18 protein-coding genes are annotated in these 17,130 nt (G+C 65.7%); 3 read left to right on the top strand and 15 right to left on the bottom strand.

Annotation, left to right across the window (positions count from 1 at the left end; translation table 11 throughout):
* Nucleotides 1-837 precede the first annotated feature (837 nt).
* The 3 genes from ACQR1B_RS26990 to xth all read left to right on the top strand — a co-directional run bounded on the left by ACQR1B_RS26990 (nt 838) and on the right by xth (nt 3,207).
* The gene (locus tag ACQR1B_RS26990; protein WP_434835103.1) at nt 838-1,746 is read left to right on the top strand and encodes a ferritin family protein; all 909 of its coding nucleotides are present in this window, start codon (nt 838-840) and stop codon (nt 1,744-1,746) included.
* Nucleotides 1,747-1,822: 76 nt separating this feature from the next.
* Entirely contained in the window at nt 1,823-2,302 is a 480-nt protein-coding gene (locus ACQR1B_RS26985; RefSeq protein WP_434835102.1) for a ferritin-like domain-containing protein, read from the top strand.
* A 113-nt stretch (nt 2,303-2,415) separates the two neighbouring features.
* Nucleotides 2,416-3,207: an exodeoxyribonuclease III gene (gene xth / locus ACQR1B_RS26980; protein WP_434835101.1), complete on the top strand. Its 792-nt coding sequence runs from the start codon at nt 2,416-2,418 to the stop codon at nt 3,205-3,207.
* 3 nt (nt 3,208-3,210) lie between these two features.
* Here the strand turns inward: xth and ACQR1B_RS26975 are convergent, their stop codons facing one another.
* The 15 genes from ACQR1B_RS26975 to ACQR1B_RS26905 form a co-directional block, all read right to left on the bottom strand.
* The gene (locus tag ACQR1B_RS26975) at nt 3,211-4,071 is read right to left on the bottom strand and encodes an urease accessory protein UreD (RefSeq protein ID WP_434835100.1); all 861 of its coding nucleotides are present in this window, start codon (nt 4,069-4,071) and stop codon (nt 3,211-3,213) included.
* Complete coding sequence (gene ureG / locus ACQR1B_RS26970; RefSeq protein ID WP_434835099.1) at nt 4,068-4,712, bottom strand: urease accessory protein UreG; 645 nt, start codon at nt 4,710-4,712, stop codon at nt 4,068-4,070. Before ureG ends, ACQR1B_RS26975 begins: the two co-directional genes overlap by 4 nt.
* Nucleotides 4,709-6,415 carry an urease subunit alpha gene (ureC, locus tag ACQR1B_RS26965; RefSeq protein ID WP_434835098.1) on the bottom strand — a complete coding sequence of 569 codons (1,707 nt, stop codon included), beginning with the start codon at nt 6,413-6,415 and terminating at the stop codon, nt 4,709-4,711. Before ureC ends, ureG begins: the two co-directional genes overlap by 4 nt.
* A gap of 4 nt (nt 6,416-6,419) precedes the next feature.
* Nucleotides 6,420-7,118 (bottom strand): urease subunit beta, encoded by a 699-nt coding sequence (gene ureB, locus ACQR1B_RS26960; RefSeq protein WP_434835097.1) that lies wholly within the window; start codon nt 7,116-7,118, stop codon nt 6,420-6,422.
* A gap of 11 nt (nt 7,119-7,129) precedes the next feature.
* Entirely contained in the window at nt 7,130-7,807 is a 678-nt protein-coding gene (locus ACQR1B_RS26955) for an urease accessory protein UreF (protein ID WP_434835096.1), read from the bottom strand.
* On the bottom strand, nt 7,800-8,249 hold the full coding sequence (gene ureE, locus ACQR1B_RS26950) for an urease accessory protein UreE (RefSeq protein WP_434835095.1): 450 nt from the start codon (nt 8,247-8,249) through the stop codon (nt 7,800-7,802). Before ureE ends, ACQR1B_RS26955 begins: the two co-directional genes overlap by 8 nt.
* A 479-nt stretch (nt 8,250-8,728) precedes the next feature.
* On the bottom strand, nt 8,729-9,031 hold the full coding sequence (locus tag ACQR1B_RS26945) for a putative quinol monooxygenase (protein ID WP_434835094.1): 303 nt from the start codon (nt 9,029-9,031) through the stop codon (nt 8,729-8,731).
* A complete protein-coding gene (locus tag ACQR1B_RS26940; protein ID WP_434835093.1) occupies nt 9,031-10,545 on the bottom strand; it encodes an amidase in 1,515 nt (504 codons plus the stop codon). The genes ACQR1B_RS26945 and ACQR1B_RS26940 overlap by 1 nt, the downstream gene beginning before the upstream one ends.
* An 84-nt stretch (nt 10,546-10,629) precedes the next feature.
* Nucleotides 10,630-11,331 carry an ABC transporter ATP-binding protein gene (locus tag ACQR1B_RS26935; protein ID WP_434835092.1) on the bottom strand — a complete coding sequence of 234 codons (702 nt, stop codon included), beginning with the start codon at nt 11,329-11,331 and terminating at the stop codon, nt 10,630-10,632.
* Nucleotides 11,328-12,056, bottom strand: coding sequence for an ATP-binding cassette domain-containing protein (locus ACQR1B_RS26930; RefSeq protein WP_434835091.1), 729 nt, complete (start codon nt 12,054-12,056; stop codon nt 11,328-11,330). The genes ACQR1B_RS26935 and ACQR1B_RS26930 overlap by 4 nt, the downstream gene beginning before the upstream one ends.
* A 1-nt stretch (nt 12,057) precedes the next feature.
* Nucleotides 12,058-13,113, bottom strand: a complete 1,056-nt coding sequence (locus ACQR1B_RS26925; protein ID WP_434835090.1) for a branched-chain amino acid ABC transporter permease — start codon at nt 13,111-13,113, stop codon at nt 12,058-12,060.
* Nucleotides 13,113-13,979, bottom strand: coding sequence for a branched-chain amino acid ABC transporter permease (locus ACQR1B_RS26920; RefSeq protein WP_434835089.1), 867 nt, complete (start codon nt 13,977-13,979; stop codon nt 13,113-13,115). Before ACQR1B_RS26920 ends, ACQR1B_RS26925 begins: the two co-directional genes overlap by 1 nt.
* 65 nt (nt 13,980-14,044) lie before the next feature.
* Nucleotides 14,045-15,283, bottom strand: coding sequence for an ABC transporter substrate-binding protein (locus tag ACQR1B_RS26915; RefSeq protein ID WP_434835088.1), 1,239 nt, complete (start codon nt 15,281-15,283; stop codon nt 14,045-14,047).
* A 98-nt stretch (nt 15,284-15,381) separates the two neighbouring features.
* Nucleotides 15,382-16,431: a substrate-binding domain-containing protein gene (locus ACQR1B_RS26910; RefSeq protein ID WP_434835087.1), complete on the bottom strand. Its 1,050-nt coding sequence runs from the start codon at nt 16,429-16,431 to the stop codon at nt 15,382-15,384.
* Between the two features lie 195 nt (nt 16,432-16,626).
* Nucleotides 16,627-17,103 (bottom strand): GNAT family N-acetyltransferase, encoded by a 477-nt coding sequence (locus ACQR1B_RS26905; RefSeq protein WP_434835086.1) that lies wholly within the window; start codon nt 17,101-17,103, stop codon nt 16,627-16,629.
* Nucleotides 17,104-17,130 lie beyond the last annotated feature (27 nt).

The raw sequence follows: 17,130 nt of genomic DNA, 5'->3' as shown, positions 1-17,130 counted from the left end.
AGGGTTGGCTGGAGTTCCAGGCCATGAAGCGCGGTGCAAACCTCCTCACGCGAGGCGATGTGTGAATCCGGTAGCCCCTTGTGGGAGAGGGCATCGCCGGCCCATCCGCGCATGCGGTTGGGTGAGGGGTTTCTCTCAACGCGGGAGGCTCGCGGAGAGAGACCCCTCACCCAACCGAGCTTGCCGTAACCGTCCTACATGCCCTCTCCCACAAGGGGAGAGGGCGCATTCATTGGCGCCTCGCCCATCTTCCGATCTTCAATCGCGACGATGATGAGCTCAATAGCTACGACCGCTCATGGAAAGTGATGCGGTTCGCCGGGACGACTTAGTGAGCCAAACATCGTCACATTGAAGACTGCGGGTCCGGCACAGTCGTGAGGCTCAACCGCCGATCGGTCCGGGGTCGATGCCCCCCGTTGTGGCGGCTCCAGAATGACCGGAGCGCGGCCACGTGACGATCGGACCTGATGGTACAACCGGGGCCATGCCGCAGTCAAACGCCGGCGCCCCGGTTGCAGTCGGCGCTCCACAACGGAAACACGCGCGCCTCTCCCGGCAGACTCGTCCATGCTGCATCGCGCGATCCTCCGTCCGCACGTATCCCGCGCCGGCGGCAGTGCGCGCCGGCATTCTTGATCTCGATCAAGATGCTTGATCGAGATCAAACCGGCCGCAACGGGACACTTGTTCGTAATCGCGCAGGGCTGTCACAACCCCAACACGAGCGGCGCGCTGCGCATTTCCCATAATTCAGTTTGCAAACAACGAACTACATCAATGGCACGCGCCTTGCTGACAGGGCGGTGAGAGTACGCATCAAACCAGGAGGCCGAAATGGCCAATGTCACCTTCTCTTCACCCTCGCTGTCGCGGGACATCACCGTCTACGCGATCGCAGGCGATCGCGGCACCATCCTTGGCGTCGCCAAGGCTCACAAGATCCCGATCCCGTTCGACTGTCAGGACGGCGAATGCGGATCATGCCTCGTCGAAGTCTCGCATTTCAATCCGAAGACCAAATACGCCATTGCGCTGACCGAGAAAGAGAAGGAGCTGCTCAAGCAGCTCGGCAAGATTTCGAAAGCGGAGATCGAGAACGCCGAGGTCAACGACATGCCGCCGCACTACCGGCTCGCCTGTCAGTGCTTCGTGCGCAACGAGGACATTCTGGTCAAGTTCAAGGGCGACGAGACCGTGCCGCCGGCAGGCCCGCACATCACCCATGCGGTCAAGCACTACACCGGCGGCGTGGAAATCGCGACGCTCGACGAATTCCTCGGCTACGCCGTCAAGGTCGAAGAGGACGCGGCGCTGCACTTCGACATCATCGCGGCCAAGATGGAAGAGCATGGGAATACCGAGGTCGCGGCCCTGTTCCGGCAGCTCGCGGGCTTCTCCCGGCTGCATCTCGCCGAGGCGAAATCGCGCGCCGCCAACATCGATCTCTCCAAGGTGATCCCGCCGGATTATGCGTGGCCGGACCACGAGACGCCCGAGCGGACTTCGCTGTGGGCCGGCGATGCCGCGCTGTCGCGGCTGGACGCGCTCAAGGCCGCGCTGGAAGGCGAGAAGCGCGGCTACGAATTCTACGTGTCGATTGCCGCCAAGACCAAGGTGCCGGAGATCGCCGCCATGGCCAAGGAGTTCGTGAAGGAGGAAGCCGAGCACGTCCGGCTGCTCGAAGCCTGGATCACGCGCGAGGAATGGCTGCAGAAGACGGCCGTCCCGCAGCCGGTTAATTGAACGTCGTCGACAGGGGCGCACCACTCGCCGCGCCCCTGTCGACACAGCAGAACCCGAACGATGGAGGAAGGCGCCGATGTTGACCGTCGAGGAGTTCCTGGTCCACGCGATCCGTCTGGAGCGCGAGGCCGCCGATCGCTTCGATCATCTGGCCGATGCGATGGAGAATTGCAGCAACCGCGAGGTCGCCCGGCTGTTCCGGCAACTCGCCGACTATTCGCGGCTACATCTGGCCTCGGCCAGAGAGCGCGGCGGCTTCCGCGACCTGCCGGATCTCAAGCACGATGAATTCCAATGGCCGGGACCGGAGAGCCCGGAGACGGCCGCGATCTGGGCCGCCGATCCGTTCATCGGCCGCGAAGAGGCGCTCGAGATCGCGCTGCAGGCGGAAACCGCGAGCTACGACTATTACAAGACCATTCTCGAGACCACCGACGATCCCGAAATCAGGGCGTTCGCGAAGGAGTTCACCGAGGAGGAAAGCGAGCACGTCGCCGAGCTGCAGAAATGGATCCGGGCGCATGCGGCCGGGCTGCCGCTTCCGGTCATCGGCTGAGGTATCCATCGGCGCCACCGCCGTCCTGTGGTTTCGCGGGCCTTGGACCTTGACCAGGGCCCTCGCCGCTTGATCTAACCGGGGCCGTCCTCTCGAGCCTCCCGGAACCGGTCATGCGCATCGCCACCTGGAACGTCAATTCGGTCCGGCAACGGATCGAGCATCTCGTGACCTGGCTCAAGGAGTGCTCGCCCGACATCGTCTGCCTGCAGGAGATCAAGTGCACGGACGACGCGTTTCCGCGGCTGGAGATCGAGGCGCTCGGCTACAACGTGGTGACGCACGGCCAGAAGACCTTCAACGGCGTCGCGTTGCTGTCGAAGCTGCCGTTCGATGAAACCAAGTCGGGCCTCGCCGGCGACGACGAGGACGTGCATGCCCGGTTCATCGAAGGCGTCGTGAGTCTCAAGAGCGGCGTGGTGCGCGTCGCCTGCCTCTATCTGCCCAACGGCAATCCGGCGAACACCGAGAAATATCCCTACAAGCTCAAATGGATGTCCAGGCTTCGTGACTATGCGCGTGAACGGCTGAAGACCGAGGAGCCGCTGATCCTCGCAGGTGACTTCAACGTGATTCCCGCCGCCGCGGACGTTTCGAATCCGGAGGCCTGGGTCGACGACGCGCTGTTCCGGCCCGAGACGCGCGCAAGCTTCCAGTCGCTGCTGGGGCTCGGGCTGACCGACGCGCTGCGCGCGGTGACCGATGCGCCCGGGCAATACACGTTCTGGGACTATCAGGCCGGCGCCTGGCAGAAGAACGCAGGGATTCGCATCGACCATCTGCTGCTGTCGCCGCAGGCCAGCGACCGGCTGGTCGAGGTCGGCATCGACAGCTATGTCCGCGCCTGGGAAAAGCCGTCGGACCACGTGCCGATCTGGGCCGATTTCGATCTGGAGACGGCGTGAGCGTCAGGCCGCACCGGCTATTGGGGCCGCAGCAGATCCCGTCCCGAGCGTTGCAGGCGCGGTGATCGCGATCTCGCGATAGACCGCCGCGATCTCGTCAAAGCCGGAACGCAGCTGCCGCAGTTCACTGGCCGCGAGCCGCAGGCCGACGCCGGCGTCGTCGGGAAGCAGGCTCGCTGCCGCGTAGAGGCCGTCGATGCGCACGATGGTCGATGTCAGCCGCTGGCTGATATCAGCGAAATCGTGCGCCAGCGGCAGCACCAGAACGGCCGAGCCGAACGCACGGTAGCCCTTGAACAGCGCAGCGTCGGGACGCTCGACATGCATGCGGTCGATCAGGAGCGGCTCTGCGCCCGGCCGGCGGACGATCACGGTTGCGTCCAACTCTCTGAACAGGCGGCCCTGCCCCGCTGGATCGTGCGTCGTGAAGGCGTCGGTGACGAGCACTGAGGCATCGGTGGCGCACTCCAATTCCAGCACTTGGCGCAGCGCCGCGTCGGGAAACAGGATGCGCGGCTCCGGGCGATAGTCGAGCCAAGCGCCGGCAGCAACGCTGAGCGCCACATGCTCGACGGCCCGCGTCCCCGGCTCGGCGCGATACACCGATGTCGCGCCCTGCGTGGTGACAACGACCGCCGCGCCTTCGCCGAGGGTGAAGCGCTGCGTCAGCCTGTCCTCGCCATGCACGGCGCCGCTGCCGGTCTGCAGGATCACGCTGAGACAATCCGGCCGCCCGGCATCGGTATGAAAGCTGCGCGTCAGCACGAACGGCCAGGCGAACAGCCGCCGGTCGATGACGGTGCGGTCGCCGCGCCGGACGAAGGAGAGATCGAGCCGCGGCGGCTCTGGGGCTGAAGCGCTCACGTGCGGAACAGCACCTCACGCTCCAGCAGGTCGACGATCGCCTCCACGCCATCGCCGCGGCGGCAGTTCGTCAGCAGCACCGGCCGGCCGCCGCGCACCTCCGTGGCCTCGCGCTGCATGCGGGCGAGATCGACGCCGACATGCGGCGCGAGATCCACCTTGTTGATGACCAAGAGATCGGCACGGATCACGCCGGGACCGCGCTTGCGCGGGATGTCGTCGCCGCCGGCGACGTCGATCACGAACATCCAGAAATCGGTGAGGTCGCGCGAGAAGGTCGAGGCGAGATTGTCGCCGCCGCTCTCCAGCAGGATCAGCTCGACGCCGGGAAAGCGCCGCTCCAGCTCGTCGGCGGCCTCGATGTTGAGCGTCGGATCCTCGCGGATCACGGTGTGCGGACAGGCGCCGGCCTCGACCGCCGACACGCGCTCGGGATCGATCAGGCCGGAGCGGCGGACGCGTTCCGCATCCTCGGACGTGACGAGGTCGTTGGTGATCACGGCGATGTCGATGCCGCGCCCCTGCAGCGCCGGGATCAGGCGCTCGACCAAAGCGGTCTTGCCGGAGCCGACGGGCCCGCCGATGCCGACGCGCGCGGCGGTCATCGGCTGGTCGACATGGGTGAGAGCAAGACGGCTCATCGCAGCATGAACCTCCTTGCGAGCGGCACAGTGGTCGCCGGCGGACACATCAAGAGCTTGCCGTCGGCGCGCACCTCGAAGGTCTGCGGATCGACCTCGACATGCGGCATCGCCGCGTTTCTGATCATGTCGGTCTTGCGCAAGCGGCGGACGTTCCTGATCTGCACGGTCTCGCGTCCGAGCCCGAGCTTGCCGCGGATACCGGCGTCGACCGCGAGCTTGGACATGAAGTTGACGCCGAGCCGCTGTGGCGCGGCGCCCTGCGCACCCCACATCCGCTTCTGGATCATCGGCTCTGACAGCCCGAGGCTGCCATTGCCGTCCCCCATCGCGGCCCACACCGGGAAGCCGTTCTTGATCACCATGTAGGGCTTGAGCCCGAACGAGGCGCGCGGCCACAGCACGAGGTCGGCCATCTTGCCGACCTCGATCGAACCGACGACATGGTCGATGCCGACGGCGATGGCGGGATTGATGGTGAGCTTGGCGATGTAGCGCTTGATGCGCTCATTGTCGGCGCGCGCGGTGGTCTCCTCCGGCAGCCGGCCGATGCGGTCCTTCATCACGCTGGCGAGCTGCCAGCATTTGGCGACGTTCTCGGCGAGACGTCCCATCCCTTGTGTGTCGGTGCCGAAGATCGAGATCGCGCCCATGTCGTGCAGGAAATCCTCCGCCGCCATCGACTGCGCGCGCACCCTGGACTCGCCGAACATGACATCCTCGGGCGAATTGTAGTTGAGCTGATGACAGATCATCGTCATCGGCACGCCCTCCTCCATCCCATAGGAGGTGTAGGGATTGGTCGGGTTGGTCGAGGACGGGATGACGTTGGGCCAGGACACGACCTTGAGCAGGTCGGGCGCATGGCCGCCGCCGGCGCCCTCGACGTGGTACATATGGATGGTGCGGCCATCGACCGCGGCCATCGTGTCCTCGCAGAAGCCGTACTCGTTGACCGAGTCGGTGTGCAGGTGCACCGCGAAGTCGTTGCGGTCGGCCGCGATCAGGGTCTTGTCGATCACGTCGGGCGCAGCACCAAAATCCTCGTGGATCTTGACCGACATGCCGCCGGCGGCGACCGCCTCCTCGACGGCTTCCGGATCGGAGCCGCCCCGGCCGAACAGCGCGTAGTTCAGCGGCGAGAACTCGATCGACTTGAGGAAATGGCCGAAGTTCGGGCCCGAGCCTGAGCCGACGTCGAACACCGGCCCCGAGCCGTTGCCGACCATCGTGGTGGTGCCGCCGGCGAGCGCGTGGTCGGACTGCTCCGGCGAGATCAGATGCGCGTGGCTCTCGATCGCGCCGGCGGTGACGATGAAGGGACCGCCAGCGATCGGCGCCGTGGTGTGGCCCACCACCATGTCCGGATGCACGTCGGGCATCACGTCGGGATTGCCGGCCTTACCGATACCGACGATGCGGCCTTCGCGGATGCCGATGTCGGCCTTCACGATGCCGATCACGGCATCGACGATGGTCGCGTTCTTGACCACGACGTCGAGGGCCTTGTGCCGGGAGGTGCGGTGCGCTGCGACGGCCTCGCCGTCGCGCAGATTCTTGCCGGCGCCGACCAGCAGCTCATGACCGTAGGTGGTGTAGTCGTGCTCGATCTCGGCGAGCAGGCTGGTGTCGGCAAGCCTGATGAGATCGCCCTTGGTCGGGCCATACAACTCGGCATAGGCGCGGCGCGTCAGCGTGGCCATGATCTCAGGCTCCCAGATAGCCGCGCGACTGCGCGAGTTTCAACGCCTCGTCGCGCGCGCCCGCCGCATCGAGCGGTCCGTTGACGAGCCCGGCCTGGCCGCGCACGATGCGGTCGCCCTCGATCGGCACCAGTCGCACGGACTTGGTCACGCCGGGCTCGAACCGGACACCGAGGCCGGCGGGACGGTCGATCTTCATGCCCCAGGCGGCGGCGCGGTCGAAGCGCAGCGCGCGGTTGACTTCGAAGAAGTGGGTGTGGCTGCGCACCTGGATGTCGCGATCTCCGGTGTTGACGACGTCGATGGTGATCGCCGGCAGCTCCGTGAACATCGCGATGTCGTCGCCGCCGGCGATGATCTCGCCGGGAACGACGTCATCACTCGCAGCGCCCTCGGCGGGCTGGATCGGCTCGAACAGCGCCATCACCTTGGTGCCCTCGGCGAACATCAGCTCGACATAGAGCATCGGGATCATCTGGGCGACGCCGGGTTCGACGTCCTCGGTCGTCAGCAGCCGTCCCGCCATGTCGCGGATCTCGGCATAGGGCAGATTGCGCCGCGCCGCGGTCATCACCTCATCGGTGATGTAGGCCACCGCCTCGGGATGGCTGAGCCTGATGCCGAGAGAGCGATTGCGCCGCGCCATCTGCGCGGCGTTGAAGATCACGAGACGATCCATCTCGGTCGGCGACAGGTTCATCATGGCGAAACCTCTCAGGTCGTGAACATGCGCACATGCCGCAGCGGACCGCGCGACACGGCGATGTCGATGAAGGGCGTGAAGCTCGACGGCATGGTATCGTCGTCGGGCGTCTCGGCGAGCAGATCGGCCAGCAGCGCCCGGGCGCGCGCGAGGCTGCGCTGGGAGTCGATGTGGCCGATCAAACCGAGCCGCACGGCGGCGCTGACGAGGCCGGTGACGAGGGTCCAGCCGGAAACGAGCTCGGCAGCGGCGAGGCCGAGGCCCGCATCGCGGCCGGTGATGGCCTGCACGACGGGCAGATGGCCGAGCCGCGGGTCTGCGGAGACGCGCGCGCGATAGGAGACCGACAACGCACCGCCGAGCTTGACCCAGACGCCGAGCAGCGCCCTGCCCGCGCGCCGGGAGCCCTCGCGCATCTCTTCGGATGGCGTGGTGGCGTCAGTGAGGCGATCGACCGAACTGATTGCGGCGATGTCGCCGGCGCGCCAGACGCGGCGCAACAGGACGCGGTCCATCGTCGCCCAGCGCTGCGCCAGGTGATCGGCGATGACATCGTCGAGATCGTCGTGGCCCGCCAACAGGCCGTCGGCGGCGAGGCCTTCGATGCCCCAGGAGAATGCAAAGCCACCGGCGGGAAAGGCGCTGTCGCCGAGCTGCAGCAGCGCCAGCGCCTCGCCACGGTCAAACATCGCCGCGCTCCACGATCTCGCCGGACTCGATCAGGGGCCGAATGCGGGCGCGGTAGCTGTCGACCGGCGCGTCGAGCAGGACGACCAGATGGTCACCCTCGAAGCGCACGCGCCAATGCAGGTTGCCGGCATGCCAGCCGAGCTTGAGCGCGCTCGCCGCGTCACGCGCGCGCAGGCGCCAGACCTGCTGCTCGCCGAAGCGGGCGATGATGGCGCGCTCGCGTTCGAGATACAGCAGCGCGCCGTCGACCAGCTCTTCGTCGCGATCGAGACTGACCGCGCAATCGGTGCCGCGATCCGTGGTCAGCCGGAAACGCTTGCGGCCGGCGTCTTGCGGCGGCACGAACAACAACTCGATGCCGCCATGGTGCTCCAGCGTGTGGAGCTGCCGGGCATAGGCCTTGTCGTCGGCGCGTCCAATGATGCCGTGCAGACGCAGCATCGGCGTAGTCCTTTTCTTGTTTATCAGTTCACGCTTTGGGGCCTCATGTTTCGAGACGCCCGCAAAGGGGCGGGCTCCTGGCCATGAGGAATGAGAGCCGAGAGCGGCGCGGCGACGCCGGTGCGCTCCCTCTCCCCGTCCTTCACGGGGAGAGGGTTGGGGTGAGGGGCAGCCACGGGCACCGGACCCAGCGGAGAGCCCCCCTCACCCGGATTGCATCTGCTATGCAATCCGGCCTCTCCCCGCACGCGGGGAGAAGCTAGCAGCGAGCCTTGTGCTGGACCGTCCGGACAACTGATCATGGACAATGTCCTCATTGAAATAGTTGAGAGCCGGCGGGGCTTGCGCGGCCGTCCTTATTGGTTCAGTCTCGATACCTACGATCTTTCACCGTGCCACCCCCACCGCCCTTGTCCTGAGGAGCCCGCCACTTGGCGGGCGTCTCGAAGGACGATTGGTTGCCCAACTCTCTCCGCGTGCTACCGCAGCGTCGCCGAGACCTCGTGCGAGGTCACGAGAATGACCTCGCCATCCAGGATCGGCTTGGCGATGCCGAAGAAGGTCGCCACCGCGGCGGATCCGTTGTGACGGTCCATCGCGGCCTTGTCGGCGAAGCGCTCATAGGTCGTGAACAGAGCGGGCTCGGTCTCGCTCTGCGAGATGAAGAACCCGATCGTCTCCGGCTCGTTGGCCGCGACATGGGCCGCGACGGCGACCAGAGCGTCGCGCATCGTGGCCTCGTGTCCCGCCTTGGCCCTGATGACCGCGGTGATGGTGATCATCAGAACTTCTTCCAGTCGCCGTCGGCCTCGAACGCCGCCGCCGCCTGGTAGATCGTGGACTCCGCGTAGTCCTTGCCGATCAGCATCAGGCCGACCGGCAGGCCGTCCGACAGGCCGCACGGCAAGGTCATCGCCGGATGGCCTGTCACGTCGAACGGGCTGGTCGTCGCGGTCATCTCGAAGGCCCGCTGCACGACCTCGGCGAGCGGCGCGTCCTTGGCCGGGATCGGTGTGGCGACGCATGGCAAGGTCGGCATCAGCAGCAGATCATAGGAGCCGAACATCGCGTCATAGGCGGCCTTGGCCTGAATCGCGATGTTGCGTGACTTGGCGTAGTAGCGGCCGCGATAGTGCTCGAGGCCCCATTGTCCGACCAGCATGGTCAGCTTCAAGGTCACCGACAGATCGTCGGCGCGGTTGCGCCAGCCGGAATGCGCGTCGAGCAGGCCGACGTCATACAGGCCCTTCCAGTTGAAGCCCATGCCGTTGCCGAGCATCATCTGCACCAGGAAGCCTTCCAGCGTGATCGGATTCCACGCCGCCAGCGCATGCATGTGCTCGGGGATCGAGACCTCCGACACCGACGCGCCCATCTTGGCGAAGCGCTCGGCGCCGGCCTTGACCTTGCCGACCACCCCCTCTTCCATGTTCGGCGCGCTGAAGCCTTCCTTGAGCACGCCGATCTTGAGACCCTTGACGCCCTTGCCGAGCGCCTCGGTGTAGGCCGAGACCTTCGGCGCATATTGCCGGGGATCGAGACCGTCGGCGCCGGCCAGCACTTCGAGCAGCAGCGCATTGTCCTTGACGTTGGCCGTCATCGGTCCGGTGTGGTCGATCGTCGACTCGATCGGCATCACGCCGGTGTAGGGCACGAGGCCGTGGGTCGCCTTCATGCCGTAGATGCCGCAATAGGATGCGGGGATACGGATCGAGCCGCCCTGGTCGCCGCCAATGGACATGTCGACCTCGCCGGCCGCCACCAGCGCAGCGCTGCCCGACGACGAGCCGCCGGCCGAATAGCCCATCTTCCAGGGATTGTGCACCGGCGCGGGATCGGAGGTGTGGCTGCCGCCGGACAGACAGAAGTGCTCGCAGACGGCCTTGCCGACGATGGTGCCGCCGGCATCGAGGATGCGCGAGACGATGGTGGCATCAGCCGCGGGAATGAAGCCTTCGAGTGTGGTCGAGCCGTTCATCATCGGCACGCCGGCGAGCGCGACGTTGTCCTTCAGCACGACGGTGCGGCCGGCGAGCTTGCCGCCGGATGCGCCCTTCACCTCGGTCTTGATCGCCCAGGCGTTGTACTTGTTCTCCTTCGCCGGCGGCTTGGCGCCGGGCGTGCGCGGATATTTCACCGGCGGCAGCGGGTTCGGCAGCTCATCGATGATGTCGTACTGGTCGAACATGCCGCCCATCAGGGACAGATATTCGGCGGCCTCCTCGACCGTCATGTTCATGTGCAGGCTGGCGGCGAGATCGGCGACTTCCTCGGCATTCGGGCGTTTGATGGACATGAGTCATCCTTTCTTGTGAGGACAAGCTGGGCAGAGACAGCAATTTGTCAGTTCAATGGGCCGGCGCAACCGCGCCGGTAGGCACTAGCTCGGGGCCATCTGGGCTTCCCGGGCCAGCAGAGTCGCGCGGTCGAGCTCCTCGGTGATGCGTCCCTTCTGGATGTGCAGGATGCGGTCCGACAGCGAGGTGATGAATTCGAGGTTCTGCTCGACCACGATCAAGGACATCTTCCAGCGCGTCTTCAGCGCCAGCAAGGTCTCGATGATCTCCTCGATGATCGAGGGCTGGATGCCTTCGGTGGGCTCGTCGAGCAGGATGAGCTTCGGCTTGGTGCACAGGCAGCGCGCCAGCGCCAGCAATTGCTGCTCGCCGCCGGACAGCGCGCCGCCGCGGCGGTCGAGCAGCCGCACGAGCCGCGGGAAATCCTGCAGCACGGTGTCGATGACGCTGCGGTCCTCCTTCGGCGCGGATGCGAGACCCATGCGCAGATTTTCCAGCACCGACAGATCCGGAAAGATCTCGCGTCCCTGCGGCACCAGCCCGATTCCGAGCCGTGAGCGTTCGTGCGGCTTCAGATGGGTGATGGTCTTGCCCGCGAACACGACCGAGCCTTCGGTGGTCGGCAAATGCCCCATCAGCGTACGCAGCGCCGTGGTCTTGCCCATGCCGTTGTGGCCGAGGATGCCGAGATACTCACCGTCGGCCACCGTCATGTCGATGCCGAACAGGATTGGGATCCGGCCATAGCCGGATTTGAGACCCTTGACCTCGAGGAGCGTGCTCATGCCGCCACCTTCTTGCCGAGATAGACGTCGCGCACGCGGCTGTCGGCGAGCACCTTGTCGACGGTGTCCTCGACCAGCACGCGGCCCTGGTGGAACACCGTGACCCGCTTGGCGATCTGCTTGATGAACTCCATGTCGTGCTCGACCACGACGATGGCGCGGGTCTGGTTGATCTCGCGGATGATCGCGGCCGTATGGAACGTCTCCTCGTCGGTCATCCCTGCGGCGGGCTCGTCGAGCAGGATCAGTTCCGGCTCGGCGGCGAGCACCATGCCGATCTCGACCCATTGCCGCTGGCCGTGCGACAAGGTCGCGACGATGCTGTCGGCATAGTCGGTCAGCCGGATCATCTCGAGCACGGCGTCGACCGCCGGGCCCTGCTGGCGCGGCGTCGACTTGCGGCGCACCGCCATCCAGATGTTCTCGCGCACCGACAGGCCGTTGAACACGTTCGGCACCTGAGTCTTGATGCCGATGCCCATCCGCGCGATCTCGTGCGACAGCTTGCCCGCGATCGGCATGCCACGGAACGCGATGCTGCCCGAAGTCGGCACCAGTTGTCCGGTCAGCGTCTTGAAGAAGGTGCTCTTGCCGGCGCCGTTCGGGCCGATCAGGCAGCGCAGCTCCATCTCCTGCAAGGTGAAGGTGATGTCGTCATTGGCGACGACGCCGCCGAAGCGCATCGTGAGGTGCTCGGCCTTGAGCAAAGGAACGAGTTCGGCCATGTCACTCGGCTCCTGCAGGGTGCGGCGCCGCCGCGGATTGAACCGAGGGGCCGTCCGTCTTCGGCTTCTGCTCCGGGATCAGGCGCATCACGAGATCGCGCGCGGTCGGCACCAGCCCCTTGGGCAGCAGCAGCACGAAGACGACGAGCACGGCGCCGAGCACGAGATTGGAATTCAACAGCTGCTGCGAGCCGATATAGGCCACGATATACTCGATCACGACGCAGCCGATGATCGGCCCGAGCAAGGTGCCGAGACCGCCGACCGTGATCCAGATGATGATTTCCGCCGATAGCGACAGGCTAAAGATGGTCGGGCTGACGAAGGCGCCCCAGTTGACGTAGAGCGCGCCGGCGAGACCCGCGATCGCGCCGCCGAGAATGAAGGTCAGGCACTTCACCAGCCGCGGATCGTAGCCGAGCAGCGACGCCCGCACCTCGTTCTCGCGGACGGCAACGATGATACGCCCCGCCGGCAGCGCAAGCAGCAAGCGCAACAGCAGGAATACGCCGAGCAGCACATAGGCTGTGGTCCACCACGACTGCTCCGGCGACAGCACCGTCGATGGATCGAACGGCATGTTGAAGGTCGGGACCGACGGCATGCCGTTGAAGCCGCCGAGCAGCGCGGTGCCTATCTTGTAGGCGTCGCCGGAGGTCGAATTGACCGAGTTGAACAGGATCAGGGTGACCGTCAGCGTGATGACGCCGAGATAGACGTCGGAGATGCGGCCGAAGAAGATGAAGTAGCCGAGGATCGCCGCGAACAGCGCCGGGATCACGATCGCCAGCAGAATGGCCGGCGTGGAATCCTGGAAGTTGATCGCCGCGACCGCATAGGCATAGCCGCCGAGCCCGAAGAACGCGGTCTGGCCGAACGACAGGATGCCGCCGAAGCCCCAGATGAAGGCGAGGCTCAAGGCCAGCACGGCCATCGCGGCGAACAGCGTCAGCTGCATCAGCGCGAACAGCTCGATCACGCCAGGCACGATGGCGATGGCGACGATCGCCAGGAGAACCGCGACGGCCTGGGCGGCGAGACGAGAGTGCCTGGGCATCACAGGTTCCCCTTGAAGAAGCGCCCGGAGATGCCCTGCGGCAGCAAGCGGATGAGCACGATCGCAGTGGTGAAGACGATGACTTCGCCGTACACCGGCGTCGTGAAGTAGGCGCCGATCTGGTTGACCGAGCCGAACAGGCTCGCCGCCGACATGGTGCCGGAGAGGATGGCGGCGCCGCCGCCGACCACGGTCATGAACGCCTTGGCGACATAGGCCCCACCCATCCCCGGCGTGATACCGGAGACCGGCGCCAGCAGCCCGCCGGCCAGGCCCGTCACGGCGGCGCCGAGCGCGAACGTGCTCATGTAGACGCGCGCCGGATTGACGCCGAGTGTGGCCGCCATCGCCGGATTCTGCATGGTTGCCCGCGCGACGAGGCCGAAACGGGTGTAGCGCATCACGCCATAGACGATGGCCATCATGATCGCCGCCATCAAAGCGAGGAAAAGCGTGTAGTAGCTCGACTGATAGGAGCCGACCGAGAAGCCGCCGAGCGGCGTCGGCACGCCCTGCTGGGTGTTGCCGTAGATCGTGGTAATGATGCCGATGATCAGAAGGCTGAGGCCCCAGGTCGCGAGCATCGAATCGACCAGGCGCCCGTAGAGGAAGCGGATCAGGCAGCGCTCGATGACGAGGCCGACCAGACCGACGAAGACCGGCGCGACGACGAGCATCGCGATCCAGATGTTCACCCCCGCATTGGCGGAGATCACGGTCGCATAGGCGCCGAGCATGATGAACTCGCCATGGGCGAGGTTTATGATCTTCATCATGCCGAAGATGATCGCGAGCCCGAGGCACAACAGGAACAGCGACGAGATTCCGTTGAGAACGTCGAGCGCGAGGATGACGTAGATCGCCATGCGTCAGAACTTTCCAGGCCTTCCGATGGAACCGGGCCCCGCCGGACGGCGGGACCCGGCAGGCGTCACAGATTGATGATGTACTGCTTGACGTCGTTCGGGTTCTTGACGAGGTCGCAGACGCTCGCGGTGTCGGCCGGCTTGGCATCGGTATAGGTTTCCAGCACCGACCATTTGCGGTCCTTGACCTCGGCGAGAAACGCATTGCGGACGGTGTGATGGGTCGGCTTGTCCAGCGAGACCTTGCCGCTCGGACCGTCGAACACGAGGCCGCTTTCGAGCGCCTCGATCACCTTCATGCGGTCGATGCTGCCCGCCTTCTTGACGCCCTCGGCCCACAGCATCACGCCCTCATAGGTGCAGGCCGCGAGCTCGCTGATATAGGGCGTGTCCGGATGCGCCTTCTTGATCTTCTCGACGAAGCTCTTGGAGGCTGGCGTGGTGAGCTCTTCGAAATAGCCATAGGCGCCGATGATTGCGTCGCTTTCAGCCGCATCGAGCGTCGACGGCTCGTTGACCAGGCCGAAGGTGGTGGAGGCGATCGGGATCTTCCCCTTCATGCCGGCCGCGGTCCACTGCCGGTAGAACGCGGTGTGATTGCCGCCGACCAGCGCCGACAGGATGAGGTCGGGCTTGGCCGCCTGGATCTTCGAGATGGTGGAGCCGAAATTGGTGACGTCGAGCGGGAAGAAATCGGTCGAGAGAATCTCGCCGCCATTGTCCTTGCAGTATTTGGTCATCCACTTCGCGGTGATCTGACCGTAATTGTAGTCGGCCGCGATGATGTAGGCCTTCTTGCCCGACTTCTTCATCGCGCTCGGCACCAGCTTCTCGACCGTCTGCGCCGGCGTGGTTCCGGTGCAGAAGGTGTTGCGGTCACAGACGCCGCCTTCATACAGCGTATTGTAGAAATACAGCACCTTGAAGCGGTCGAAGGTCGGGCGGATCGCCTCGCGCGAGGCCGAGGTGATGCCGCCATGAACGACGTCGACCTTGTCCTTCACCGCCAGCTGCTGGGCGTATTGCGAGTACATCTGGATGTTGGACTGGGTGTCGTAATGGATCACCTTCAGCGGCCGTCCGAGCAGGCCGCCGGTGGCGTTGATCTCGTCGACGGCGAGTTGCAGCGCATAGACCATCGGCGTCCCGGAGGTCCCGATCGGGCCGGACTGGTCGTGCAGGCTGCCGACACTGATCGGATTCTCGGCCGCGAGCGCGCCCGAACGGAACACCGCAGGTGCCGCGATCAAGGTCGACGTCGCGATGGCCGAGCGCTGCAGGAAACGACGGCGAGAAAGAGTCATTAGGATCCCCATGGGTTGGTGATGCTGTTTCACGAGCCGCACAAAGTTTAAAGTTACAATATTTGAAAAGGCAAGCGATTTCTGGCACGGGCTTCGCGCTAGCGCGACGCGACGACGGCAAAATCGTAGCCGTCGAGCTCGGCAAGATGGATCGGATGACGGCTGCCGACCACGGGGTTTGCCTCGTTGCCGCGTGCCGTCCGCCGCTGCAGCGTGCGCCCGAAAAAGCGCCTGACGTCACGCGCGTCGAAACTCTCCGCGCGCTCGATCAGCGCGGCGAGCGCGTGGATTCCCTCGTAGCAGGACTGGCCGTAACCGTTCGCCGGCGGCGGATTGGCGCCGAACGCCGTGTAGTAGCGTTCGAGGAACGCGCCGTTGTTGCGTGACCGGAGCGAGGCGAAATAGCTCGACGCGACGTAGACGTTCTCGGTCTCGCTGCTGTCGAGGCCGTAGACGATGGTCTCGTCGAAGGCGGAGGAAAAGCGCAGCGCGCGGCGGCTGAGGCCGGCGGCGCAGAAGGCGCGGTTGAACGCGATGCAGTCGAGGCCGAGAAAGACCGGCAGCACGACGTCACTGCGCGTCGACTTGATGCGGTCGAGCATCTCGTCGAACTCGTGCACGCCGACCGGCGCGTAGTGCTCGCCGGTGACCGTACCGCCGTAGCGCGCGATCAGCCGCTTGGCGATCTGCAGCGAGGAGCGCGGCCAGATGTAGTCGTTGCCGCAGAGGAAGAAGCGCCGGGCGTGCTTGCACTCCGACAGCCATTGGATCGCGGGCGCCAGCAATTCCCAGGCGGTCTCGCCGGTGGTCATCACGTCGCTGCTCGCCGGCAGGCCCTCGAACTGCGGCGTGTAGACGAACGGCACGCGGCCGCGAGCGGCCTCTGCGACGGGATCGCGCGCGTAGCTCGGCAGCATGCCGACGAGGCCGTCGACGGCGAACTCGTCGACGGCCTCGGCGGCCGCCCGCCCGGCGCTGGCGCCGCTCGCGCCCGCATCGATCACGACCAGTTCCGCGGGCCTGCGGCGGATCCCCGCCGCCTGGTTGAGCTCAGTCACGGCCAGACGCCCGCAGGCTTCGGCCGAGGGCGCCCACAACCCTGCCGAGCCGCGCTGAGGAATGATCAGGCCAATCCGAACGCTGCGCAAACGTACCGCCTCTGCTGTTGCAGAGAAATTGCACTCACGAATCGTGCCAAGCGCGAATCGTCGTGCGCGCGGTCGTTCCATGGACCAGAGATCGTCGGTTTTGATCTGGGAACCGAATGCTGGCCAAAATATCGGCTCATCGCCGCCCAATCGTTGGGCAGCGGCCGTAGCCCTGACGTCCGCGGTTCGCGCGCCTCATGAAGCGAGCGCGAGGGCCTTACTCATCGGATAGGAGGCGGCGGTGCCGAACTTGCCGGCGGGTACGCCGACGTCGACATAGCCGCGAGCGAGATAGAAGCGGTGCGCGGTCTCGGTGCTGAGCAGCGCGACGTCACACGCACCGTGCGCCGCGGCCCGCCGCTCCAGCTCTGCCAGCAGGGCCGAGCTCACGCCCCGAAAGCGCGCCTGCGGCGACACGTAGTTGAGGGTGATCTCACCGGGATGCGTCAGGCCGCCGACGGCAGATATCGCATCGCCCTCGACGGCGACCAGCAGCGAAGCGCCCTCGGCGCAGGCCCAGGCCGCGACATTCTCCGGCGTCTTGTTGGCGAGCCAACGGCTCAATATGCCTGGATCGTTGCGGTGGTCGGCCACGCACAAATCGATGATGGAGGCGCGCAGCACCGCGCAGGCCTGCGCAGCGTCGTCGGGCGTTGCATCTCGGATGATCATCGTATTCCCCCGTCAGTCAGGGGGAAC

It is taken from the genome of Bradyrhizobium oligotrophicum, from assembly GCF_051168495.1.
GTDB lineage: Bacteria > Pseudomonadota > Alphaproteobacteria > Rhizobiales > Xanthobacteraceae > Bradyrhizobium > Bradyrhizobium oligotrophicum_A.
This window is presented reverse-complemented; position numbering and strand designations above follow the sequence as displayed.